The following is a 24,204-nucleotide window of genomic DNA, read 5'->3' on the forward strand; positions in this document are numbered from 1 at the left end:
AGCTGAGGTAGGAACTAAACCCAGGACGCTTCACGGTCATGAAAGACAAGTTGATCTTCACCCATGACGATCAGCGCCAGACAGTCATTGCGCTGGCCCAGCTGGAAGGAGAATAACAGTGGCTACGGTTACCGCGATACCAGCAACCAAGACACGCATCCACGACAGCGCGCTTTCAGGTTTTAGCTCCAAACGCCGGGTGGCAGCCTACGCAAGGGTGTCCACCGATATGGAAGAACAAGCCACCAGCTATCAAGCCCAAATCGATTACTACACCGTCCACATCCAATCGCGTGCTGATTGGGTGTTTGCTGGCATGTATGCCGACGAAGGCATTAGCGGTACTTCTACCAAACACCGTGAGGGCTTCCAAGCCATGATCGCCGACGCGTTAGCCGGGAAAATTGATCTGATCCTCACCAAGAGTGTCTCGCGGTTTGCTCGTAACACCGTCGACTCCCTGACCACCGTCCGACAGCTAAAAGAAGCCGGTGTGGAGGTGTATTTCGAGAAAGAAAGCATCTGGACCCTTGATTCTAAAGGCGAACTACTCATCACCATCATGAGTAGTCTTGCCCAGGAAGAATCTCGCTCCATATCTGAGAACGTCACCTGGGGACATCGCAGACGCTTCGCTGATGGGAAAGTCATGGTGCCCTACTCCTCGCTACTGGGATATAAGAAAGGCGCTGACGGTAACCTCGCTATTGATGAGACTCAAGCCCCGACCGTGCGCTTGATCTACCAGCTGTTTCTAGACGGCTCATCGATCACCGAAATCCGTGCCGAGCTACAGCGTCGCGGTATTTTGACTCCGCGAGGTAAAACCAACTGGTCCACCTCAACCGTGCGCTCCATCTTGACCAATGAGAAATATAAAGGCGACGCCCTGCTCCAGAAAACGTTCACCGCTGACTTCCTAACCAAACGAATCGAAGTAAACGAGGGCGAAGTCCCGCAATACTACGTCACCGGAAACCACGAGCCGATTATTGATGCGCCCGTCTGGGATCAGGTTCAATACGAGTTGGCCACCCGCCACGCAACCAACAGCTCCAAAATCGGCCTATTTGCCAGCCGACTCAAATGCGCAGATTGCGGATCCTGGTACGGACGCAAAACCTGGGCATCCAACACTAAATACAAGCACACGATCTGGCGGTGCAACCAAAAATACGACCATCCCCGTCCCTGCCAGACCGCTACCTTGCGTGATGAGCAAATCCAGACCGCGTTCCTCGCCGCGCTAAACCAGCTGGCTGAACAATATCGCGGACAAAGCCACCTACCACAGGTCATCGACGCCATGTTTAATACAGACCAGCTCGAAGCGGAGTCCAAGCGCCTAGACGAGAAAATCCGCGCTCTTGCCAGCGAGATTGAATCATTGGTTGCAGAAAATCAGCGGGTAGCGCAAGACCAGGACCAATACCTCGCCCGCTACACCCAGCTAGAAGCGCGATACCAGAAAACCCTGGGCCGCAAACAAGCCATCGAGGCCGAGATTGCTGCCAAGAGTGCCAAGGCCACTGCGATCAAAACCGCCTACACCCAGTTGGCCGACAAGCCCATCCAGCATTTTCAACCATCCCAGTGGACAGCGCTTATCGACCATGCCGTTATCGGAGCCAACGAGATCCAGTTCGTCTTCAGAATCGGCACTGAAATCACCGTGCCTATTGCTAGCAGGCTGCCAGTTTCTTCCACTTCCTGATTTTGGTGCGAAACGTCGTAAATGGCGCGACGGTGTTGATATGCACCCATTTCCACACCGGCCACGCCGACGGGGTGGAAGAAGCCCACGCACGCTGACCCGAACTAAACAATTCTGATTCGGTTAGACCGCCCACCATTTTGACTATCTCACCAAGCAGGATCTTGAACCTGTCGATCAAATCCTCAGTAGATACCTGCTCCCAGCGTTGGTAGAACGATTCATACAATCCGCCCAGTTGATTCCACTTAAAACCAGGTGCCGGAGTCACCACGTCAAGACCGGCTTGTTCGTCACGTTCCCAGCCGAGCAGTAATTCCATCCAGCCAAGCTGGTAGGCGATCATCTGCCGGGGCGTGCGGTCAACACCGTCAACCAGCCGGTCCCAACCATCGCCAGGAACGCCTACGAACTCGCCGATAAAAAGTTCGCCACGCTTAGTAATCTCTGCGGCTAGTTCATCGCCGGACGCATACGATCTCACCACACACCTCCTCGTGAAACGGCCTTAGGTTTAACGCTTCGTTAGCGCGTTAAACCCTGAATACGCATTTTACTAGGGCAAACAAGATACCCGCTAACGCAAAACCCAAACCCGCTAACGCAAGCGATTTTTCACACCCCCTAAGCGATACTCGCTAACGCAAAAGGGTACTTATCAAATCCGACGTCTAAGTGGAGCCGCCTGCGAGAATCGAACTCGCGACCTTCTCATTACGAGTGAGATGCTCTACCGACTGAGCTAAGGCGGCACGATGCAGTGTGTATATGCACCGCCTGAGAGTTTAGCCTAGGCCTGGGCTGATAAAGAAATCGGGCTATCACCTGTAGTGTGCACGCAGCACACGTGCTGGTTAGCGCGCGCCACAGGCCAGGCGCAGGCGGCCCACCATGCCGTCGAAAGCCACCTGCGGGGTGACGTTCTGCGGCAGCTGCTCGCGGCAGGTACGGATGGCGGACTGAGCGGCAAGCAGCCCATCCTCGCTCACGCGTTGGGCAAGTTCGCCCGCCAGGCCGGCGAAGTCCGGGTGGGTCATGTCCACCTCAGCGCCAACTTTGAGCATGAGCGCATCGCGGTAGATACCGGCAAGATCCACAAGGACAATATCGAGGCCGTCGGCGATGCGGCGTTTAGCGCGCTTCTTATGGAGCTCCTCCAGTTCTTTCAGGGCACTGCGGGCGTCGCGCTGCGCCTTGCTTGCTCCCTTACCCTTGGCGCCGATGCCGAAGGACTGCTCAATTTTGGAGCGCTCCGCTTCTTCGGATTCAGCGTGAGAATCCTTGGCGTCCTTCTCAATGAACTTCAGCAGAGCGGTAACGGATTGGAAGGCCTGGGAGCCGTGGAAGACGTCTTCGGCCAGGTTGATGGCCATGGCGCGACGCTTTTGTGCGGCCGCATCCTGTACCAGGTGGCGGGCACGGCCCACGTGCTGCAGGCTCGTGACGGCGGCCAGGCGAGCATCGTGTTCGCTGGCGCCCTCGGCGACGAGCTGTTTGACCACGCCTTCCACGCTGGGCGAAGGAATATATAGGTGGCGGCACCGCGAGCGCAGGGTCTGGGAGAAATCTTGTGGGTCCTCGGAAGGAGCCACCATGACGATGACGGTGCGCTCCGGCGGCTCCTCCACTGTTTTCAGCAAAGCGTTGGCGGCCTCGTTGCGCAGGCGGTCGGCTTTGTTGAAGATAACCACGCGCCACGGCGCCACGCTGGGCAGGCTCGCCGCACGGCCGATGACATCGCGGGCCTCGCCGACAGTGATGAATTGTTCCTTAGGATCGACGAAAACTAGGTCGGTGTGTTTTTGTTGTTCCAATACCGCCCGGCAGGCCGCGCACTGCCCGCAACCGGGGTCCCCGTTTTCGTCTTTGCTCGTGCACATCAACGCCGCCGCAAAGCACAGCGCCGCCAAAGAGCGGCCCGCCCCGGGAGGACCCGTAAGCAGCCAAGAATGACTCATCGCCCGCAGATCCCCCTCACCTCGGGCGGCCCGAGCTGCGGCCAAGATGGTCTGGGCCACTGCTGGGGTATCTGCCAATCGTTGCGCAACGCTTCCGGTATTCACTCGCCCTAGCCTACTGGGATAACTAAAGTAATAAATCATGAACAGACTACTGCGTGGCGCCCGCTGGCTCATGGGCACCCAATGGCCTATGTACGCCACGCTCGTTCTGGGATCCAACATCTTAGGCGCCGTGGCGATCATGACCTTCGTGGTCTTCTTCCTGCCGATGCCGGAGATTAAGGACTTTACTTCCGACGTCCCGCACTTAGCGTTAATCGGCGTCCTCTATGTTTCCTTCGCCGTGCTCATCGGCATTTCGGTAACCCTGTTACTCTTCCGGCCGGTGCTGGACTGGCAGCGCAATCCCGAAGCCCACGATCCAAACATGGTGCGCAACCTGGTGCTGCGCATCCCCATCTACCAAGCCGCAGTGGCCGGCCTGGTGTGGATCATTGGCATCGTCTTGGCCATCATCATCGCCACCCAATCCTCCGGCAGTCTGGGCCTAGTCGTGGGAGTTTCCACGACCTTGGCCGGCCTGTTGGTGGTGTTGCTTACCTACTTGCAGGCAGAACGCCTCGTGCGCCCCGTGGCGGCGCAGGCAGTGGCCCGCCGCTTCGAGGACTCCACTCTGGAGCCGCCGATTAAGTACCGCCTCATCTATACCTGGGTAATGACCTCCGGCATTCCGCTCGTCGGAATCGCACTGGTGCTCGTGGGCCAGCGCACCGGCATGTTCACGGATAACGCCAACGACATCATGCCCGCGGTCATCGCCCTAGCGCTGACCGCCCTGGGAACGGGTTTTACTGGCACCGTCTTCGCGATGATGAGCGTCGTTGACCCCATCGTCGAGCTACAGGATGCAATCAACCGCGTGCGCCGCGGCGAAAATGATGTGCAGGTCGATATTTATGACGGTTCCGAGTTGGGCGTGTTGCAGGCAGGCTTTAATGAAATGATGCGCGGCCTGCGCGAGCGTCAACGCGTGCGCGATATCTTCGGCCGCTACGTCGGCATCGAGGTCGCCCAGCGCGCACTGGAGGAACGCCCCGAGTTGGGCGGCGAGGACCGCAAGGTAGCCGTTCTTTTCATCGACGTCATCGGCTCCACCACCTTCGCGGTCAACCACACCCCAGAGGAGGTCGTCGAAGAGCTCAACAAGTTCTTCGAGCACGTAGTCGAAGTGGTGCACCGCAACAAGGGCATCATCAACAAGTTCCAGGGCGATGCCGCGCTGGCCGTATTCGGCGCTCCGCTTAACGTCTACGACGCTAACTCCATGGCGCTGCAGGCGGCGCGCGAGCTGCGTCAGGAGCTACGTGGCTTGGAGCTGCAGGCAGGCATCGGCGTCGCGGCGGGTCACGTGGTGGCCGGCCACATCGGCGGCGCGGACCGCTTTGAGTACACCGTCATTGGTGATGCAGTAAACGAGGCGGCCCGCCTGACCGAGCTGGCCAAGGACACTCCGGGCCAGGTCCTGACCAACTCCGCCACGCTGCGCGGTGCCAACGAGGCAGAGCAAGCCCGCTGGACCATGATGAAGTCCATTGAGCTGCGCGGACGACGCCGCATGACACGCCTGGCACGCCCTATCCGCTCCACGCTTGCTGAACGCGCGGAACAATAGCGGAGCAATAGCGGCGCAGTAACCGAGAATTTATTTCATAAAATCTGTAACATGCGCCCCATGACTTCCGCAGTGTCTCAGTCTCGACCTCGCATGATCGTGCCCGACGTAGCTCGTGGTATGGCTCTTCTCGGCATCGCCCTAGCCAACGTCTGCACTGGGTGGATTACCACCTCCCATCCAGACGGCCAGTACTTCGGCGGCATCGATTCCGGCAACGCGTGGGATAAAGCAACCGTGCTCTTTACCGCGATGTTCGCGCATAACCGCGGCTTGCCGATGTTCTCCACGCTCCTGGGCTTCGGTATTGGGCTTATCACCCTGAGCCTTTGGCGCCGCGGCTTCCCGCTCGGCCAAGCGCGCATGGTCATCATCAAGCGCTACGGCTTCCTGGCCCTTTTCGGCATTATCCACCTGGTGTTTATCTTCTATGGCGACATCATGTTTTTCTACGGCTGCTGTGCTTTGGTCATCAGCATGTTTATTTCCCTGCACGATAAAACTCTCAAGAAGATCGCTTATACCCTGCTGACCATCATTACGGTCCTTGGAATCGGTGCGTTTGTGCTTACGCTTTTGGTTCCGGAATTAGGCATGAATTACGTCAACTTTTCCGAGCTTCCCCAATCCTATGGAAAGTTGGTGCTGGATGGATTATTGATGCTGTTGGGGCAGGCTGTTAGCGCCGGGCCGTTCATGCTCATGTACGGACCCATCATGTTGGTGGGCTTTACGTGGGCGCGCCAGGGCACGCTTGCCGACGTCGCGTCTCACCGCGCCGAGCTGCGCATCTGGGCGGGCATTACAGCAGTGATCATCTTGGGCGTGGGCCTGCCGTGGGGTCTTGCTACTATCGGCGTGCTCCCCGCGGAAGCCGAGGGGGCCTTCTTTCAGCTCAACACCTTCGTCGGCGTGATTACCGGCCCGGGCATCCTGGCGATGCTCGCGCTGGTGCTAGAGAAGGTGCAAACACTGCCCTGGTGGCTGTGGCCATTTAGTGCGCTGGGTAAGCGCTCGATGAGCGGCTACATCATGCAGTCGATCATCTTCTTCGCGGTGATTTTCCCGTTCACCTTGAACATCGGCTCCCAGTTCTATGCCTCCGGCTTGGCCTTGTTGGCGGTGGGCAACTGGCTGCTCACTCTGCTGCTGGCCTGCCTTCTCGAATACTTTGGCAAGCCGGGCCCGTTCGAGTGGCTGCATCGCCGAATTTCTTATGGCAAGACGATGCGGCCAGAACTAAAAAGGCAGCCGCCTAGCGGCATTGAATCACCCGTCAGTGGCGCTCCAGTGCATCAACCAGAAGGAAATGTCCAAGCACGCGGCTAGCGGCCTCGGCGGCGCCCAGCAGGCGGCTATCGCGCAGCGGGTTGACGGGCAGGGTGCGTGCAAGGGTAAGCCCCTCTGAAAAGAGGATGAGGTTGGCGCCGTGGCTCGCGCCCTTCGTGGCGTCTGCGCGCAAGGCTGGATCCCCTGCGAGCGCCGAAGTGGCGGCAACAGCCGCACCAGCCACTGCGGTGGCCGCGCGGTAGCGGCCCTTAGATACGGCAAGACCGCCAGCCCACGCGCCGATGCGCAGGCCCCAGCCCAGCTTGTCGTTGCGCTGCGCACGCAAAAGATACAGATAAGCCCCGTGATGCAAGGCAATGGCGGCAATGCCTAGAGCATTCGGTTCGCCGCGCTTGCAGTACTGGCCCACCGACCCCGCGGCAAGACCACCGCGCAGCACCGGGTTCGCCGTTTGGGTGCATAGAGTAGCTATTACCGCGGCGTCGAGAAGCCGAGGCTCAAACCCGAAGATGCGCGCCCAAGCGCTGGCCTCCCCGGCGGCTAAAAGCCCTAGGCGCGCGGGGTGGCCGGCGGGATCGGTAATTGCGGGATAAACCGCCCGCCACAGCGCGGCGGCGCCCTGTTCAGTGCGTTGCAGGAAGTCCATCGCTACTTGCGGCTGCCTGCCTTGACCACGTTCTTAGTGCCTGGCGAAGGCTTCTTCGCCGTCGACTTCTTCGTGGATTTCTTGGTTGCCTTCTTCGTGGATTTCTTAGTCGATTTTTTGGTCGACTTCTTACCAGCCTTCTTGGTGGTCTTCTTCTTACCACCATCCGCGGCTTCCTTGGCACGGCGTTCGGACAACAGCTCGTTGGCACGGGCGTCGGTAAGCGTTGCGGGATCGTCGCCGCGGCGCAACGAAGCATTCGTGGTGCCGTCGGTGACGTACGGGCCAAAGCGGCCATCCTTGACGGACATCGGCTTGCCGGAGACGTCATTGTCACCCAGCTGCTTCAGCGGCGGCTGCGCGGCGGCGCGGCCACGGCGCTTCGGCTCCGCGTAGATGCGGCGCGCCTCGTCCAAGGTGATGGAGAAGATCTGCTCTTCGTTAGCCAGCGAGCGGGAATCGCTGCCCTTCTTCAGGTACGGGCCATAGCGGCCATTCTGTGCGGTGATGACCTCGTTATCGGAAGGATCCACGCCCACCTCACGCGGCAGGGAAAGCAGCTGCAGGGCCTGCTCCAGGGTGACCGAAGAAGGCTCCATGGAGCTAAACAGCGAAGCGGTGCCAGGCTTGAGCTTTTCGTCGATGTACTCGGCGATGCGCTTTTCCTTCTGCTTTTCCGCAGTCTTGGTCTCCCAGTTCTTGGCGCGCTTGCCTTCCTCGGCGCGCTGCTTATCCTCAGCCTCGCGCTCCTGCTTGACCACCTCGAGGGCCTCGGCCTCAGCCTTCTCGCGCTCATCCTCGCGCACCTGCTCGGTGACATACGGGCCGAAGCGGCCTTCCTTGGCCACGATCATGCGGCCATTGGCGGGGTTCTCACCCAGCTCGCGGCCGCCCTGCGGGGTGGCAAAGAGCTTCTCAGCGAGCTCTTCACCCAGCTCATCCGGGGTGGTGGTCTCAGAAAGGTTGGCGCGCTGATACTCCGGTGTGCCGTCCTCGGCCGTGCCCACCACGCGCTCGATGTACGGGCCATAGCGGCCGACGCGCACGAAGACGTCGCGGCCTTCCGAGTCGGTGTAGAGCAGCAAGGAGTTGACCTTGCGAGCGTCGATGGCCTCAAGGTTGATATCGATAAGGGACTTCAAGCCGCCGTGGCGCGCGATGGAATCCGCCTTCTGCTCCTTGGCCTCAGCATTGCCGAAGTAGAAGCCCTTGAGCCATTCGGTACCGTTCTCGTTACCAGCGGCAATCGCGTCGAGCTCGTCTTCCATCGAGGAAGTAAAGTCATAATCCACCAGCTCGGTGAAGTTGTCTTCCATCAGGCCGATGACCGCGAAGGCAACCCAAGATGGCACAAGCGCGTTGCCGCGCGAGAGCACGTAGCCGCGGTCCTGGATGGTCTTGATGATGGAGGCATAGGTGGAAGGACGGCCAATGCCCAAATCTTCCATCTTCTTAACCAGGCTGGCCTCGGTATAGCGCGCCGGCGGGTTGGTGGAGTGACCGTCAGCGGAAACTTCCTGGGAGGCCAGCGCGTCGCCCTCGTCGAGGTGCGGCAGGCGGGACTCACCGTCGGAATTCTTGTTAGCCACGTCCTCGTAGGCCTTCAGGAAGCCCGGGAAGGTAATGGTGCGGCCGGTGGCAGAAAACTCAACGTCCTGCGCGCCCTCGGCGGTCTTCGCATTCGCAGCCACCGTGACCTTCATGGAGGTTCCCTTGGCATCTGCCATCTGGGAGGCCACGGTGCGCTTCCAAATCAACTCGTAGAGCTTGAACTCTTCGGCATCGAGGCGGCTCGACAGCTCGCCCGGGGTGGCAAACTTTTCGCCCGCCGGGCGGATCGCCTCGTGGGCCTCCTGAGAGTTTTTCACCTTGCGGTCATAGATACGCGGGGAATCAGCGACATACTCCGCGCCAAAGATGGAGCTAGCCGCGCCACGCGCCGCGTTCAGGCCCTGCTTAGACAGCGAGGTCGAGTCGGTACGCATGTAGGTGATGTGACCGTTTTCGTAAAGACGCTGCGCAATGCGCATAGTGCGCTCGGAGGTGTAGTGCAGGCGGCGGCCCGCCTCTTGCTGCAGGGTCGAGGTCATAAACGGCGCATAAGGCTTGCGGGTATATGGCTTGTGCTCGACGCTTGTGACGGAGAAAGCGGCGCCTTTCAGGGCGTCGGCAAGCGCCTGTGCGTGCGCCTGCTTGACGACGACCACCTCGTCGCTCTTGAGCTTGCCCGAATCATCGAAGTCACGGCCTAGGGCAACACGCTTGCCGTCGATGGCGGTCAGACGAGCATCGAAAACTTCCTTCGCCTCAGCCTTCTCGCTGTGCAGGCGAGCGGTAAGATCCCAGTACTCGGCGGAGATGAACGCCATGCGCTCACGCTCACGCTCGACGATGACGCGGGTGGCAACGGACTGCACGCGGCCGGCAGAAAGGCGCGGCATGACCTTCTTCCACAGCACCGGCGAAACCTCGTAGCCATAAAGGCGGTCCAGGATGCGGCGGGTTTCCTGCGCATCGATCAGGTTCTCGTCGAGCTCACGGGTGTTTTCTGCCGCCTCCAAGATGGCGGACTTGGTGATCTCGTTGAAGACCATGCGGCGCACCGGCACCTTTGGCTTAAGCACCTCAAGCAGGTGCCACGCAATCGCCTCACCCTCGCGGTCGGGGTCTGTTGCGAGATAGAGCTGATCGCACTGCTTCAGCTTGGCTTTAAGGTCAGCGACCTTCTTCTTTTTGTCCTGGCTAATGACATAGAGCGGGGTGAAGTCATCCTCGGGGTTGACGCCGAGGCGCGCCCAGGATTCTTTCTTGTACTTCGCCGGGACGTCGGCGGCGCCACGTGGGAGATCACGAATGTGTCCCACGGAGGCCTCAACAATGTAATTGTCGCCTAGGTAGGGCTGGATCTTCTTAGCCTTCGTCGCCGACTCGACGATGACCAGGGTTTTCCCGGCTACTTCTGCCACTCGACTTCATCCCTTTCGATGATGCGATCACTTGTCGCTCACACGTTGCTTTCTACAACGGTTATACAACGCCCTTTGTTCACGCTACGTTAAACGAGCACGATCAAAAGGCAATTGAGCAATAGCGTACAGAAGTTCTTTTACTCTGTACTTATTAGGGCAGCTGCGCTGCCTTACCTGCTGCCTTTAGACATGCACGGTTATACTGGACGCTTTGTCACAGTAACTGGGCACAGTAACAGGCACAGTAACACGAATCGCGTACCCGATGGGGAGGAATGATGGTTGCATCCGTCACCGCATGGATCGAAGTAGTCATGCTAACCCAATGGGTATACCCGCTGGTAGGAACATTGATTTTCCTCGATTGTTTCTTCCCGGTGCTGCCTTCAGAGATCCCGCTCAACATGGTTGGAGCATGGTCAGCCTCGCAGGGCTACCCGCACATCCCCATGATGTTCTTCGTGGCAATTCTGGCCGCCATCGTGGGCGATAACCTGTGCTTCCTGCTCGGCACCCGCCTGATGACGCTGGTCAATCGCGTCCAGAAGGGCACCAAGGCCTACGAGGGCCTGGCTTGGGTCAAGCGCAACATGCGCCGCGGCGGTGGCGCGGCGATTATCATCGCACGCTTTATCCCTTCGGCCCGCCTTTTCATGACCATCCTGTTGGGCTCGATGCGCTATCCTTGGCCGCTGTTTTTCTTCTTCGACATCATCGGCGTCAGCATCTGGGCCGCGCAGGCGCTGGCCATTGGCTTCGTGGGTGGCAAGGCCTTCTCGGATTCTCCTGCCGTGGCGATGATTGTCAGCATCATCGCCGCCGTCATCATCGGCTTTGGCCTACAAAAGGCCCAGAATGCGGTGCTCGAGTGGTGGGATACCCGCCGCGGATATGCAGAAACCCCTTAAGCCTTTAAAGGCTTAAAGGGGCCGTGTGTGAGCTTTTAAACGCCGCGTTTTAAAGGGCGGTGACGTTCTGGGCCTGCAGCCCCTTTTGACCTTCGGCGACCTCGAAGGAAACCTTCTGGTTTTCCTCCAGGGTGCGGAAGCCGCTGCCCTGAATCTCGGAGTAGTGAACGAAGATGTCGCCGGAGCCATCTTCCATCTCGATAAAGCCGTAGCCCTTTTCTGCGTTGAAGAACTTGACGGTGCCTTGTGCCATGGTGTTTAACCTTCTATGTAAGTGTCTACTAGTAGTGGACAAAATGGATTGTGGAAAACAAATCTTCGCCAGCACTAACCAAAAGAAAAACACTGAGCCAAGAATTTATCGGCCTAGCACCCAGTGTGGCACGTTTGGTTAGCTGGCGATAGCTCGCCACGTAAATCTTTTTAGAAAGGGGGTAGCGTGCCCAACCCCCTCGGCCAAGAATTAGTCGAGCTGCTGCAACGCCGCTTCGATGAAACAACGTTTACTTCCGTCACCACTTTAGAGGCAAAACCTGCCCAATTCGGTCCGTGGCCAGATTGGGTTTTGCCGGGGCTTAAAACCTATTTGCAGGGCCATGACGTGGCAAAGCTTTATTCGCACCAGGTTAAAGTGGCCGAAGAAGCATGGCGGGGCAACGACGTCGTGGTCGCCACCGGCACTTCCTCCGGCAAATCTTTAGGCTACCTACTTCCCATCCTGACCAGGCTGGCGGAAGAGCCCACCGCGTGCGCTTTGTATATCACCCCCACTAAGGCGTTGGGCTCGGATCAGCTGCACGCGGTTTTGCAGATGTGCCGTGAGATTGAGCAGTTGCGTGGTGTGGTCGCGGCGCCTTATGACGGCGATACGCCCACCGAATCCAGAGCCGGCATCCGGGACGACGCGCGCTTTATCTTTTCGAATCCAGACATGATCCACATGTCGATGCTGGCCTCGCATCAACGCTGGGCGCGTTTCTTGCGGCACTTGCGCTTCATCGTCGTAGATGAGTGCCACTCCTATCGGGGAGTATTTGGCGCGAATGTGGCGCTGGTTTTACGCCGCTTGCTGCGCTTATGCGAGCACTATGGCGCGCATCCGGTGGTGATTTCTGCCTCGGCCACGATGAAGGACCCAGCACTGCATGCGCAGCGCCTTACCGGGCGTGAGACGGTTGCGGTCACAGAAGACGGCGCGCCCACGGGCGCGCGGACGGTGGCTCTTTGCGAGCCCGGGTTCATCGATGGCGCGGAGGGCGAAAATGGCGCTCCCGTGCGCTATGCCGCAACCACCGAGTCGGCTGGGATGATGGCGACTTTGGTGGCAGAAGGCGCCCGCACTCTTACCTTTGTGCGTTCCCGGCGCGCCGCGGAGACGGTGGCCTTGCGCACCGCGGAGGAGCTATCTGGTTCCCTCGGACGTCCCGATTTCGCCCGTCGCATCGCGGCTTATCGGGCGGGTTACTTAGCTGAGGACCGGCGCAAGTTAGAACACGCGCTTGACGACGGCACGCTGCTCGGCGTCGCCACCACCTCCGCGCTGGAGCTAGGCATTGACGTCGGCGGCCTTGATGCCGTGGTCATTGCGGGCTTTCCGGGAACGGTGGCTAGCTTCTGGCAGCAGGCGGGCCGCGCGGGAAGACGCGGGCAAGGCTCCGTGGTGGTCTTGGTCGCGCGCGACGAGCCGATGGATACCTACTTGGTGAATCATTCGGAGGCCCTGCTGGGAAGGCCGGTGGAGGCCAGCGTGTTTAACCCGGCAAATCCCTATATCTTGTTCGGCCATGTCTATTGCGCGGCGGTGGAAAAGCCGCTGCAAGATGCGGAGATCGCCCAGCTGGGTGCGCAGGAGGTTGTCCATTCCTTGGCGGAGCGCGGGCTGTTGCGACGCCGCGACCGTGGCTGGTTTGCAGCGCCCATCCCGGCGGGCGAAGAGCTCACCCCGGAGACCGCACACTCGGCGGTATCGTTGCGCGGCGGCGCGGGCGAGGAAGTGATGATCGTGGATTCTTCCGACGGCCGCCTGCTTGGCACCATCGACGCTGGACGCGCCGCCAGCCAGGTCCACCCCGGCGCGGTGTATCTGCATCAGGGCGAAAGCTACGTAATTGAACAGCTGTACTTTGCGGACTACCTGGCGCTGGCAAAGCCGAAGACGCCGGAATATACAACGACCCCGCGCTCGACTACGGATATCCGCATCGTGCGCGAGGCCGATGAGCTCATCAACTATGCGCCGGGGCTGTGGGTGGCCAACGTAGAAGTGGAGGTAGTCGACCAAGTAACCGGCTACCAGGTGCGCCTGCCCGACGGCACGGTTGGCGATGACATTCCACTGGACATGCCGCAGCAGCGCCTGCACACCCGTGCGGTGGCCTACACCATTGATCCGCTGGCGCTTGCAGCAATGGGTGTGAGCGCCGCCGATACTCCGGGCACTCTGCACGCGGCGGAGCACGCGGCGATTGGCCTGCTACCGCTGATTGCTACCTGCGATAGGTGGGATATCGGCGGCGTGTCCACGGCGCAGCATGCGGATACTGGTCTGCCTACGGTCTTTGTCTACGACGGTCACCCGGGCGGCGCTGGCTTTGCCGATGAAGGCTTCCGCCGCTTCCCGGAGTGGATAGCCACCACGTATGAAACGGTGGTTTCTTGCCCGTGCGAGGCAGGCTGCCCCTCGTGCGTGCAGTCACCAAAGTGCGGCAACGGCAACAACCCGCTGGATAAGGCCGGTGCCATTAAGTTGCTTGGTGCACTGGTGACGATGACGCAGTCAGGGCCCATGCCCACCGAGACCTAGACCGGACCAGCCCGAGCCACCGCCTCCACGCGCCTCACGGCGACAGTGACGATGACATCGCGCTCGACCACGCGGCACTGCCTAACACTGGAATTGTTGTGCTGCGCGGTCTCCCGCGCCGCAGCACACCCGTCTTGGCCTTTTGCGTGTTCCCACGCGGCCGCCACCGCCGACATGTCGGCGGCAACCTGCGCCTCATGGCGCGCTGCCACGCGGCTAGCCACGGTGACAACGACCAAGAGGAGGGAGACGATGGCAACGATGATCCCCGCATTAACCACGGTGGCATAGCCAGCCTCAGCGTCCTTGCGGCACATCACTGCCCACCTCCCGCCGAACCCGCTATCTCGGCCGGAAACACTGCCTGCGCTTTCATCTCCCCCAACGGCGAGCGCACGGTGGCTTGTGCGGTGACGAGGCCACCCCTTTCAGCGATGTCGACGCTTACTTTCTCCTGGGAGTAGTCCTCGCCTATCGCATAGGCACGCGCAGCGGCACCGGCGGCGTCGACAGCCGCCAGGTGGGCCGCCATCGTCGCGACACCCGCAACGGCACCGGCTGCAACGATGACCAAAGAGCTCAAGCCGAGGGCTGCCTCAATGGTGACCGAACCAGTGTCGCCGCTAAGGCGCCGAACGATGTGAAGATAACAGCGCCGCATTGTTTAACCCGGAGTGTTAGACAAAGCGTCAGTGATGATGGATTCGATAGCGTCTGGCACCTGGCCGCCGTTGATGACGGCATAGAGCACAGCCGCAAGGGCCGCAGCGGCCAGCGAACCCATGGCGTATTCGATGGTGGACATACCGTCGTCATTCTTGAAAGCGGTATTAATCTGAGCAGCAATCTTGTGCATGTTCTCTTCCTTTCCTTGTGGGTGAATTGAGGTGAAAAATGTGTGGTTTACGGTTACAACAATTGGGAGCCGAGGCTTAAAATCACCGGCACCAATCCCAGGACTATGAAGGCTGGGAGGAAGCACACTGCCAGCGGCAGCGCGATGAATACCCCGGCGCGCTCTGCCCGAGCGGTTGCATGAGCTGTGGCTTCCGCCCGCAAGGTTTCGACTAGGCGATGACAGCCCGCGGCAATCGCCGCACCCGATTCCCCGGAAAGCTCCAGTAATCCGGCGAGATCTTCGAGTTGCGGCTGTGCACGCAGCACGTCCACGGCAGCGGCCAGCGGAGCGCCCACGCCCAGCAGCGTCGCCGCTTCCTTCCAGGCAGCGCACGCGCTTGTCGACGCCACGCCTGCCAAGGCCTCACGTACCGACAGCCCTGCCTCCACGCAGGCGGCGAAGAGCTCTAGGTCGGCGGCCACATCGAGCGGTGCCGGCTGCTTTCCGGGGCCATCCCGCGGAGTCTTGGGCCGCACGATCCGACGCAGCGGCGCGCTCGTGGGAATGCACAGTGCAAGAGCCAGGCAAAGATAAGTCAGCATGCCGTCGCGCTCCTTAAGATGTAGCGCGACCACGCAAACCCGCCGCAGGCCAGGCCAACCCCTATGACGAGAAGAAGGCCACCAAGTCCGCCTCCTAAAAGCAGCCCCAGCGAATCCGCGCCCATCGCGCCTCCCATGGCGATGCCGGCCAACGGCAGACATGCCAGGATAAGCGCGGTGGCCTGCGGACCTTGCAGAGAAGACTCCGTGGATTGCACATGCCGGCGGGCCGCATCCAACTGGGATTGGGCTTGCTCCACCAGCCCCGCCAGCGCCACGCCGTGCAAAGAAGAGAGCCGAATGACGTGGCCTAGCCGCACCACCGCCGGTTCCGTGGCCGCAACGAGCGGACCGTGGATGGCCCCACCGTGGGCGGCCATGCCTGCCGCAGTGCGCAGCGGCACGAGCACGGCGGCGGGGCAATCCGCAGGTAGCGCTTCCACGCCACGCTTTAGGGCACCGGCCGTCGTAGCACCGGCCCGCAGATCCGCAGAGACCGTGCCCAGGAACGTGGCGAGTTCTTTGCGGGCGCGCCGGGACCTCCGCGCGGAGTTGATATCCCGCAGGTACCACACCGCGCAGGCAACGACGCAGAGCACTGCGAGGGCGACGCTTAAGCGGCCAAAGACGTAAAAGCACAGCCCACCACAAAAGACGATTGGCCCAATCAAAAGCGTCGGGACACGCTTGCGCCCTTCCGTTTGATGCAAGCGCCGCGCGGCGGATGGTTGCGCTAAAAGCGCAGCTAAAGCCAGAAGTATAAAAGTCATTGCGCCACCCCTAAGCGCTCAACAAACTCACTAAAGCCTTCCCCCGGCCCGGTGTCGGCGCTCCAGATAAGCTGCGGCCGTACCGGATTGCCTTCCAGCACCCCAATGTGTGCCAGGCGCCTTCCCTCAGGCCCTCTTTCCATCGCCAGGACCACATGCACTGCGGCGGCCAGTTGGGAGTGCAACGCCGCCCTGTCCAACCCACCCAGTGCGGCGAGTGCCTCCATGCGAGCTGGCACCTCCCACACGGAGTTGGCATGCAACGTTCCTGCTCCGCCATCGTGACCAGTGTTTAATGCGGCGAGCAGGTCCACGACCTCCGCACCACGAATCTCACCGACCACGATGCGGTCGGGGCGCATACGCAAAGACTGCTGCAGCAACTTAGCCATCGTTATTTCACCGCGGCCTTCTGCATTAGCGCGCCGGGATACTAAAGTCACCACATGCGGATGCAGCGGCGCCAACTCCGCGGTGTCTTCGATGACAAGGATGCGCTCATTCTTAGGCACCGTGCCCAGCAGCGCCGACAATAAAGTGGTCTTTCCCGCACCGGTGCCGCCAATGACGAGAAAGGAAGCATGTTTTTCCACGATGGCCCGCAGCAGCGGCTCCACCTCTTTCGCGATACTCCCGCTGGCAACAAGCTGCTCCAGGCTCGTCTGCGCCTGGCGTAGCACGCGCAAGCTGATGCACGTCCCGCCAGCCGAAGGCGGTGCCAACAAAGCATGCAGGCGCAACGCAGTGCCATCCCCACGGGCAAGCCGACCATCGGCAAAAGGCTGCGCATCATCGAGGCGCACGCCTGCTACTGCGGCCAGGCGCGTGGCCAGCTGGCGGACTTCGGCATCATCGACAAAAGAAACTGGCGTGGGTTCTAGCCCATTGCCTCGGTCGATAAAGCAACTGCGCGGGCCGTTAACCACGACGTCGCTAAGCCCGGGCTGCGCCAGGATCGGCTCGAGGACTCCCAGGCCCAGGGAATCATGCCGCAGGCGACGCAGCAGATCCAGCACGTCTGCATCGCTGATAACGCCTGCCTCCTGACGAATCCGGCGCGCGAGCGCCGTAGTGTCAGCCACCAACTCAGGCGACGCGGCCACAATCGTGCGCAACCTATCCAAGAGATTTATCTCGCTCATCCCTGCACCGCCGCTCATGCCAGGACCTCGCCGACAACGTTTTCGGCAGCCACCCGCAGCCCGCGTGGCAGCCGCCGTAGGCCACCCGTATCGGCAGCTTTGGTAAGACCCCGGAGCGTGGGAATTTCGGCAATCGGATCGCGATGAACAATTTTGGCGATGTCTTCCTTCGAAAGGCCTGACCACTGCCTGTAGCGCACCACTACACTGCATTTTTGTTGTTTGGCCTCCAGCTCCGCCACGAGCTTGGCGCATGCGGCAGTCGGGCGCACCTCTGCAGCCGTTAGGATTACGACATGCTCGCAGGCCTGTGGGATTTCAAGGGGCGAGCAATCGAAAACTGCCCCGGCTGGGTGCATCGCGGCAGCCTGAAAAATAGCCTCCCGGCGCGCCGGCTTAATACTCGGCTGGCCTGCATGGCCACTCCGCGCAGCAGCCAAAATTCCCAGTTCGCCTACTCGCGGCAACGCGCGATGTAGATCCACTGCGTTTACGCTTCCGCTACCTGCCGCAAGGTCCGGCCAACGCGCTCCCGGCTCCTCCTCGATTCCTGCCAGTAGGTCAAGCCCACCGGAGTAAGAGGTGGCGTCGATAAGCAGTCCGGCCCCTGCCACGCTCGCCACGGCATAAGCAAAAGTCGAAGTTCCTACTCCCCCTGCCGCGCCAACTATGGCCAACGCGAAGTTATTGCCGCTTGTCTGCTGCGGCCGGACTCGATCCGCCAAAGCGCTCAAAAGCTGTTTCGATTCCGCCGGAATGATAAAGGCCTCGGCGCTGCGGCACTTCATGGCGGCCTCATAATCAATGGGTCCTGGATCTGCTGCGACGAAAAGCACTGGTGCCCTACTGTGGCTGGCGACTAATTCCGCGGTGAGCTTATCCGCAACGATGACCGTGGCTTTCGGCAGGTACCGCGCGAAGTCACGCGGGTCCTCAACCGCAGTAACCTGCGCGCTCGTCGCCGCTGCCGCGGCGATTACTTCCACCCGCAGCGCGGAATCTCCCACTGCGATAGCGATGCTGGCGTCGTATGAACTCATGCCTCCAGCATTGGTGAAGCGATATCCCCAGCACTAGAGGCAATTTTGCGGCTGTGGATAACTCGCCGGTTTTAAAGCACCTACCGCGACTCAAGGTGACGTATCAGCTAAAAACTGTGGAAATAGTGCGGTTGGTACTTTCCTGAACGCGTGGTTTCTAGGGCATCCCGCCTGTAAATAGATGATGACCCGCGCCTCGGGGGGGGTGTGCGCGGGTCATCGGTAACCCGGCATCGGGGGGGGTGAGCCGGGGCAGGCCGCACTGTATATCGGGGCCTTGCAAGGCTCATTATGACATGTAAGAGACAGGTTGACAACAGCAGCAATCCAGCTTGTTTCCTGCATTTGTTGGATTGCACCGATCCTCTTGCCGCAGCCACGCAACACCTTTAACATTGGCCACAACATGAATGATGCATCCAGCCACCACCGCAGCGGCGAGGCTCCCGTAGAGCAGGCCGCCGATTACGCACGCGTGGCTGCGTTCTTCGATCTAGACAAGACCATCATCGCCACATCTTCCGCTTTCGCCTTTGGCAAAGAGTTCATGCACAACGGGCTCATTACCCCAGCGGAGGCGCTGCAGATGTCGATTGCAAAAGCAAGCTACATGTTCGCGGGGCACTCCAGCCAGCAGATGGACGCCACTCGCGATCAACTAGCCGCGATGATCGCCGGTTGGTCCGTCGCGGAGGTGCACAGCATCGCCAAAGAGACCATGCACAACGTGGTCACGCCCGCCATCTACGCAGAGGCCCGGGAACTCATCAATTTCCATCAAGCAGCCGGCCACGAGGTAATCATCATCTCGGCTTCGGCTGCCACGCTCGTGCGCCCCATCGCTGAAGAGCTAGGCATCGAGCGCGTAGTCGCTACCGAGCTAGAAGAGGTGGACGGCAAGTTCACCGGAAAGATTCTGTACTACTGCAAGGGCGCAGCAAAAGCTCAGGCCATTGCGGACTTCGCTGCGGAATTAGATATCGACCTGGATGTCTCTTTTGCCTATTCTGATTCCGCCACCGATATCCCGATGCTAGCTCTGGTTGGCCACCCAGTGGCGGTCAATCCCGATCGCCACATGAAAAAGCATGCCCTGGAACATGGCTGGGATATCCGCACCTTCAAGGATCCGGTTCCGCTATTTACGATGCCGGGCGCAAAAGAAGTAGGCATTGGATCTGCCGTCGTCGCTGGCATCGCAGCGGTTGTGGCCGCAGGGCTCTGGCTCAACCAGCACCCGGATTTTCTGCGTGCCCCAAAGTCCAGCGCCTAGTGCCAGCTTCTAGGCCGAGCGCGCGATTCCATCCGCCTCCACGCCGCCGGCAGCCCAGGCTGCAAGCAAAAACTCCAATGCGGGCCCGGGATTTTCCGAATATTCTCCTATGACCTGCCAATACTGCGCGCTATGGCGGTTGTAATAGGTCTCCGGTACGGCGAAGCCACGCGGATCGAATCCGCTATGGATGGCTGCCAGGCGTGCGGCAACCATTCCAATCAAGTTACTGCGTGGGCCAAATACCTCATAAGCCGCAATTTCCGCGTGCACCACGACGGGCAGCAGGCGGTCGAAGGCAACGCCGCTTCCTCCACTTACAAGACGAGAAAGGGCTTGTACGCGTGCTGCTTGTGCGCTGTTTGGCATTCCCGTGCCGCCGGCCGCGACGTCGAGACGCGCAAGCACCTGCAACGGGGCACGGGCAAAGGTACGCACCGTGGTTGCCTGAACCTCCGGGGCCAAGAGACTATAGGCGCTAATGGAATTGGCCAGCGGCCCTTCCATTGCGTCTTCAGCAGTTAGATCGGGGGATAGATCGGGCGCAACATTGGGCGAAATTTTGAGCCCATCTACAAAGACCGCAGCACGTGCACCCCGCATCGCCGATTCCGCAGAAATGACATCAAATTTCCGTAATCCAGCAGGACGGCGGTGCGCGCGAGAAATTTTCTCGACCGCACGCGCGGCTGAATTTTCCACACCGGGTAACGCAAAGAGCGGGGCCAACGGGTCTTTTTCTGCCATATCCTCTAGGATAGACCTGTGCGGCCACTGCGATTCCTCACACACGCAGCTGTCAGGCTTCATTACTATGGCCAATACAGATTTAGACAAACGCTAGGAGTATTTAACCGTGAGCAACGACGGACTATTCACTGACGGTGCGAACCAGTTCGCCCCAAAGGTCAACGCTATCCCGCTTAGCGACGCCGATAGCTCGAAGCGCGGCGAGGCCTCCGTTGGCCAACTGGTCTCCAACGCTACCGAGCAGATGTCTCAGCTCGTCCGCTCCGAGGTCGAGCTCGCCAAGACCGAGCTGGCTCAGTCCGCTAAGAAGGGCGGCATCGGTGCTGGCATGTTCGGCGTTGCCGGAACCGTTGCGCTTTATAGCTCTTTCTTCTTTTTCCTCTTCCTCGCCGAGCTGCTTGACAAGTGGCTCGACCGTTGGGCCGCATTCCTGATCGTCTTCCTCATCATGCTGGTGATCGCAGCCGTCGTTGGCTTCATCGGCTTTAAGAACATCAAGAAGGTCAAGGCACCCGAGAAGACCATCGAGTCCACCAAGGAACTAAAGAAGCTGGTTCCAGGCAAGGCTTCCAAGTCCGTCGAGCGCGGTTTGTACACCTAAAGCTTCTACCTTGAGATTTTTCTTCGCTTAGTCCGCCCGAGCTTGCTTTTGCTCGGGCGGGTTTAGCATTTAATAGGCGAGTTTGCTTTTCGCCGCCCCCGTCTCTCCCACCCCTTCTTGCTGCAAGCTGCCTCATCTGGTGAAAGGAACCACATCTCATGGCCCAGACTCCAGCACCCTTGTCGCCCTCGGTGGTTGAGCTAGACGGACCATTCAAACACGAGTACATCCATACCCGCGGCATTCGCCTCCACGTTGCAACCGCAGGTTCTCCAAGCGATCCGCTCGTACTTTTCCTACACGGCTCTTTCGGCGGCTGGTTCGATTTCAAAGACGCCATCGCCCCTTTGGCCGCACAAGGCTTTCACGTTGCTTCCCTCGACATGCGCGGCTTTGGCCTTTCCGATAAACCGCCAGTCGAAGCAGGCCAAGATATACGCGCAGTGGTTGGCGACGTCACCGGCGTAATCCAAGCCTTGGGCCACGATGCAGCCTTCTTGGTTGGCGCAGATGCCGGTGGCGCAATTGCCTGGGCGGTAGCTAGCGAGCGCCCAGAACGCACGCTTGGCTTAGTTTCCATCTCTTCTTCCCACCCGGTCGATCTGCGCCGCGCGATGGCGGCACGTCCCTGGGACTTCGGCTGGCTCCTTTTGCGCGCCGCCCTTTGCCGCTTGGGCGGACCACTCAGCCGCCGCAACCCTCTCCTTTATGCCTCAAGCTATGAAAAAGAGCTGGCCCTCAACACCGACTCGAGCTTTTCGCACGACGCACGCAACCAGATTGCGCAGCTGCGCATTACCGCCTCACAAATCGGCAATGTACGCCGCGGCATCTTGTGGAACCACCGCATGCGCACTGCTGTTCCGCCATTAAGTTGGATCGACTCCTCGGTGGAAGCACCCATTCTTTATTTTCATCCCGCTCAGCAACTATGGCGCCCGCTTATTCGCCGCGCGAAAAACCGCTGCCTTGGTACCTTCGAAGAAAAGACCATTCCGCAGACTAAGAATCTGCCACACATCGAGGCCCCGGGCGTTTTCGTCGAGACCCTTCAGCAATGGCTTGCACCCTTAAGGGAACAAATTGCGAAATAAGTAACAATTAATACTTTCAGAGCGCCACCCCACAAAGGGGTGGCGTTTTCTTTATGTATTCGCACAAAAGTCCTGTACAGATAATACTATCTGCCGACTTATAGTTTTCATCACACGCTTATAATTTTCAAATCCTTGAATGTGCGCGCAGCCACAGTGTAACTTCAGTTCCAACCTTTCAAGGTTCATCAATGTTCACTCAAGGCTCGACCTAATTCGGAGGTCTCTCCCCGTTATGACGATCAAAAAGACGTTCGCTGTAGTTTCTGCAGCCTCCCTAACCCTGGCCCTCGCGGCATGCGGTAGCGATAACGGCTCCGCGAACGGCTCCGGCGGCAACTACATCACCGCATGGGGCAGCGAACCCCAGAACCCGCTGATCCCGGCAAACACCAACGAAACCGGCGGCGGCCGCATCGTTGACAGCATCTACTCGGGCCTCGTGTACTACGACGCGGATGGCAAGGCGCAGAACGAGATCGCAGAATCCATCGAGCCGAACAAGGACAACACCAAGTTCACCATCAAGCTCAAGAAGACCAACTTCTCCGATGGTTCCCCGGTTACCGCAAAGAACTTCGTTGACGCGTGGAACTACGCAGTGGCAAACGATCAGCTCAACGCTTCCTTCTTCAGCAACATCAAGGGCTTCAAGGAGGGCGTAAAGGAGCTCGAGGGCCTGAAGGTAGAAGACGATTACACCTTCACCGTCGAGCTCAACAACCCTGAACAAGACTTCCCAGCACAGCTGGGTTACTCCGCGTTCTACCCGCTCCACGAGTCCGCCTTCGATGACCTGGAGGCCTTTGGCCAGAACCCAATCGGCAATGGCCCGTACAAGCTCGCCGAGTGGAACCACAACCAGGACGCTACCGTCGTTCCGAACGAGGAGTACAAGGGTGGCCAGAAGGCTGCTAACGACGGCGTTAAGTTCGTCTTCTACACTTCTAACGACGCCGCCTACGCCGATCTGCTCTCCGGCAACCTGGATCTTCTCGACGCCGTCCCAGATGCCGCCTTCGACGTCTACGAGTCCGACCTGGGTGAGCGCGCATCCAACCAGCCTTACGCAGGCTTCCAGTCCTTCACCATCGGCGAGAACCTTGAGCATTTCTCCGGCGAAGAGGGCAAGTTACGCCGCCAGGCAATCTCTTACGCAATCAACCGTGACGAGATCACCGAGACCATCTTCAAGGGCACCCGCACCCCAGCCAAGGACTTCACCTCCCCTGTTCTGCCGGGCTACTCCGAGGACATCGAGGGCAATGAGGTCTTGAAGTATGACCCAGAAAAGGCCAAGGAGCTGTGGGCCAAGGCCGACAAGATGAACAAGTGGTCCTCGCCTTCCTTCGAGATCGCCTACAACTCTGACGGCGGCCACAAGAGCTGGGTTGACGCAGTCTCCAACTCCATCAAGAACACCTTGGGCATCGAGGCAGTTGGCGCGCCTTACCCGGACTTCAAGTCCCTGCGTGATGAAGTCACCAACCGCACCATCAAGACCGGCTTCCGCACCGGCTGGCAGGCAGACTACCCATCCATGGGTAACTTCTTGGCACCGCTGTACCAGACCGGTGGCTCTTCTAACGACGGCGACTACTCCAACGAAGAGTTCGACAAGCTCCTGGTAGAGGCAGCAAAGTCCAGCTCCCAAGAAGAGGCTAATGCCAAGTACAAGGAGGCCCAGGCAATCCTGTTCGAGGACCTGCCGGCCATCCCACTGTGGTACCCGAACGCCACCGGCGGCTTCTCCGAGGCCGTAAGCGACGCTAAGTTCAGCTGGAAGGGCGTACCGGTCTACTACGAAATCACCAAGGAGTAACCCTCCTTCCGCTCATGGCACCTGCTCCGCCTCGGCGCGTTCGAGGCGGAGCAATGCCATGCCCGCCCCTTTCTCGGTTTGCACATCCCACAGTTTCTGTTACGGACTAGGCCCGTTATTGACAAGGCCCCCGCGCACTACCCCTCTAATAATTCGATAACGCCTGCATATTGCACATTGAGATAGGTCACAAACTACGATTTCCTATAGCCAGACAGGCGACAGATTTTAATAAACGCGTAAGCAGCCTCTGCCACAGCGTAAATACGCACGGACCCGCCAGGTTCCACGCGGCGTCGGCAAGCGAAT

The 24,204-nt window shown here is 59.7% G+C and carries 22 protein-coding genes and 1 tRNA gene; 9 read left to right on the forward strand and 14 right to left on the reverse strand.

What is annotated here, in order from left to right:
- The first annotated feature begins 118 nt into the window (after positions 1 to 118).
- Positions 119 to 1,714: a recombinase family protein gene (locus HMPREF3155_RS00700; RefSeq protein ID WP_062036122.1), complete on the forward strand. Its 1,596-nt coding sequence runs from the start codon at positions 119 to 121 to the stop codon at positions 1,712 to 1,714.
- Here HMPREF3155_RS00700 and HMPREF3155_RS00705 read toward each other — a convergent pair.
- The 3 genes from HMPREF3155_RS00705 to HMPREF3155_RS00715 all read right to left on the reverse strand — a co-directional run bounded on the left by HMPREF3155_RS00705 (position 1,683) and on the right by HMPREF3155_RS00715 (position 3,816).
- On the reverse strand, positions 1,683 to 2,198 hold the full coding sequence (locus HMPREF3155_RS00705; protein WP_034969882.1) for a ClbS/DfsB family four-helix bundle protein: 516 nt from the start codon (positions 2,196 to 2,198) through the stop codon (positions 1,683 to 1,685). The genes HMPREF3155_RS00700 and HMPREF3155_RS00705 overlap by 32 nt on opposite strands.
- A gap of 192 nt (positions 2,199 to 2,390) precedes the next feature.
- Positions 2,391 to 2,466: transfer RNA gene (locus HMPREF3155_RS00710), tRNA-Thr, on the reverse strand.
- A 102-nt stretch (positions 2,467 to 2,568) separates the two neighbouring features.
- Complete coding sequence (locus HMPREF3155_RS00715; protein ID WP_080986266.1) at positions 2,569 to 3,816, reverse strand: DNA polymerase III subunit delta'; 1,248 nt, start codon at positions 3,814 to 3,816, stop codon at positions 2,569 to 2,571.
- Between HMPREF3155_RS00715 and HMPREF3155_RS00720 the strand changes: the two genes are divergently transcribed.
- Positions 3,815 to 5,347, forward strand: coding sequence for an adenylate/guanylate cyclase domain-containing protein (locus tag HMPREF3155_RS00720; protein WP_049147246.1), 1,533 nt, complete (start codon positions 3,815 to 3,817; stop codon positions 5,345 to 5,347). The genes HMPREF3155_RS00715 and HMPREF3155_RS00720 overlap by 2 nt on opposite strands.
- A gap of 60 nt (positions 5,348 to 5,407) precedes the next feature.
- On the forward strand, positions 5,408 to 6,676 hold the full coding sequence (locus HMPREF3155_RS00725) for a DUF418 domain-containing protein (RefSeq protein WP_235591324.1): 1,269 nt from the start codon (positions 5,408 to 5,410) through the stop codon (positions 6,674 to 6,676).
- Here HMPREF3155_RS00725 and HMPREF3155_RS00730 read toward each other — a convergent pair.
- Complete coding sequence (locus tag HMPREF3155_RS00730; RefSeq protein WP_070432338.1) at positions 6,624 to 7,283, reverse strand: hypothetical protein; 660 nt, start codon at positions 7,281 to 7,283, stop codon at positions 6,624 to 6,626. The two genes, HMPREF3155_RS00725 and HMPREF3155_RS00730, sit on opposite strands and share 53 nt — an antisense overlap.
- A gap of 2 nt (positions 7,284 to 7,285) precedes the next feature.
- The gene (topA, locus tag HMPREF3155_RS00735; protein ID WP_070432339.1) at positions 7,286 to 10,249 is read right to left on the reverse strand and encodes a type I DNA topoisomerase; all 2,964 of its coding nucleotides are present in this window, start codon (positions 10,247 to 10,249) and stop codon (positions 7,286 to 7,288) included.
- Between the two features lie 281 nt (positions 10,250 to 10,530).
- Between topA and HMPREF3155_RS00740 the strand changes: the two genes are divergently transcribed.
- Positions 10,531 to 11,160, forward strand: coding sequence for a DedA family protein (locus HMPREF3155_RS00740; RefSeq protein ID WP_062044397.1), 630 nt, complete (start codon positions 10,531 to 10,533; stop codon positions 11,158 to 11,160).
- Between the two features lie 49 nt (positions 11,161 to 11,209).
- Here HMPREF3155_RS00740 and HMPREF3155_RS00745 read toward each other — a convergent pair whose 3' ends face one another.
- Positions 11,210 to 11,413 carry a cold-shock protein gene (locus tag HMPREF3155_RS00745; RefSeq protein ID WP_061920226.1) on the reverse strand — a complete coding sequence of 68 codons (204 nt, stop codon included), beginning with the start codon at positions 11,411 to 11,413 and terminating at the stop codon, positions 11,210 to 11,212.
- A gap of 186 nt (positions 11,414 to 11,599) precedes the next feature.
- On the opposite strand from HMPREF3155_RS00745, the gene HMPREF3155_RS00750 reads away from it, so the two are divergent.
- Entirely contained in the window at positions 11,600 to 13,963 is a 2,364-nt protein-coding gene (locus HMPREF3155_RS00750; RefSeq protein ID WP_061920224.1) for a DEAD/DEAH box helicase, read from the forward strand.
- Here HMPREF3155_RS00750 and HMPREF3155_RS00755 read toward each other — a convergent pair.
- From HMPREF3155_RS00755 to ssd, 7 genes are read right to left on the reverse strand one after another with little or no spacing between them, the layout of a single operon-like run.
- Positions 13,960 to 14,280: an Rv3654c family TadE-like protein gene (locus HMPREF3155_RS00755; RefSeq protein WP_061920222.1), complete on the reverse strand. Its 321-nt coding sequence runs from the start codon at positions 14,278 to 14,280 to the stop codon at positions 13,960 to 13,962. The two genes, HMPREF3155_RS00750 and HMPREF3155_RS00755, sit on opposite strands and share 4 nt — an antisense overlap.
- The gene (locus HMPREF3155_RS00760) at positions 14,280 to 14,624 is read right to left on the reverse strand and encodes a hypothetical protein (protein ID WP_061920220.1); all 345 of its coding nucleotides are present in this window, start codon (positions 14,622 to 14,624) and stop codon (positions 14,280 to 14,282) included. Before HMPREF3155_RS00760 ends, HMPREF3155_RS00755 begins: the two co-directional genes overlap by 1 nt.
- Positions 14,625 to 14,627: 3 nt before the next feature.
- Positions 14,628 to 14,819, reverse strand: a complete 192-nt coding sequence (locus HMPREF3155_RS00765) for a DUF4244 domain-containing protein (protein ID WP_061920217.1) — start codon at positions 14,817 to 14,819, stop codon at positions 14,628 to 14,630.
- A gap of 53 nt (positions 14,820 to 14,872) precedes the next feature.
- Entirely contained in the window at positions 14,873 to 15,403 is a 531-nt protein-coding gene (locus tag HMPREF3155_RS00770; protein WP_061920215.1) for a type II secretion system F family protein, read from the reverse strand.
- Positions 15,397 to 16,173, reverse strand: a complete 777-nt coding sequence (locus HMPREF3155_RS00775) for a type II secretion protein F (protein ID WP_070432340.1) — start codon at positions 16,171 to 16,173, stop codon at positions 15,397 to 15,399. Before HMPREF3155_RS00775 ends, HMPREF3155_RS00770 begins: the two co-directional genes overlap by 7 nt.
- A complete protein-coding gene (locus HMPREF3155_RS00780) occupies positions 16,170 to 17,315 on the reverse strand; it encodes a TadA family conjugal transfer-associated ATPase (protein ID WP_061920211.1) in 1,146 nt (381 codons plus the stop codon). Before HMPREF3155_RS00780 ends, HMPREF3155_RS00775 begins: the two co-directional genes overlap by 4 nt.
- 14 nt (positions 17,316 to 17,329) lie before the next feature.
- Entirely contained in the window at positions 17,330 to 18,355 is a 1,026-nt protein-coding gene (ssd, locus tag HMPREF3155_RS00785; RefSeq protein ID WP_061920209.1) for a septum site-determining protein Ssd, read from the reverse strand.
- 406 nt (positions 18,356 to 18,761) lie between these two features.
- Here ssd and HMPREF3155_RS00790 point away from each other — a divergent pair, with 406 nt between their 5' ends.
- On the forward strand, positions 18,762 to 19,628 hold the full coding sequence (locus tag HMPREF3155_RS00790; protein ID WP_083281214.1) for an HAD family hydrolase: 867 nt from the start codon (positions 18,762 to 18,764) through the stop codon (positions 19,626 to 19,628).
- A 9-nt stretch (positions 19,629 to 19,637) separates the two neighbouring features.
- Here the strand turns inward: HMPREF3155_RS00790 and HMPREF3155_RS00795 are convergent, their stop codons facing one another.
- Entirely contained in the window at positions 19,638 to 20,375 is a 738-nt protein-coding gene (locus tag HMPREF3155_RS00795; RefSeq protein ID WP_061920207.1) for a hypothetical protein, read from the reverse strand.
- A gap of 109 nt (positions 20,376 to 20,484) precedes the next feature.
- Here HMPREF3155_RS00795 and HMPREF3155_RS00800 point away from each other — a divergent pair, with 109 nt between their 5' ends.
- The 3 genes from HMPREF3155_RS00800 to HMPREF3155_RS00810 all read left to right on the forward strand — a co-directional run bounded on the left by HMPREF3155_RS00800 (position 20,485) and on the right by HMPREF3155_RS00810 (position 23,895).
- Positions 20,485 to 20,979: a phage holin family protein gene (locus tag HMPREF3155_RS00800; protein ID WP_061920205.1), complete on the forward strand. Its 495-nt coding sequence runs from the start codon at positions 20,485 to 20,487 to the stop codon at positions 20,977 to 20,979.
- Between the two features lie 158 nt (positions 20,980 to 21,137).
- The gene (locus HMPREF3155_RS00805) at positions 21,138 to 22,073 is read left to right on the forward strand and encodes an alpha/beta fold hydrolase (protein ID WP_062042566.1); all 936 of its coding nucleotides are present in this window, start codon (positions 21,138 to 21,140) and stop codon (positions 22,071 to 22,073) included.
- A gap of 235 nt (positions 22,074 to 22,308) precedes the next feature.
- Positions 22,309 to 23,895 carry a peptide ABC transporter substrate-binding protein gene (locus tag HMPREF3155_RS00810; protein WP_062042569.1) on the forward strand — a complete coding sequence of 529 codons (1,587 nt, stop codon included), beginning with the start codon at positions 22,309 to 22,311 and terminating at the stop codon, positions 23,893 to 23,895.
- Positions 23,896 to 24,204: the final 309 nt, after the last annotated feature.

Source organism: Corynebacterium sp. HMSC06D04, assembly GCF_001807315.1.
Taxonomy (GTDB): domain Bacteria; phylum Actinomycetota; class Actinomycetes; order Mycobacteriales; family Mycobacteriaceae; genus Corynebacterium; species Corynebacterium simulans.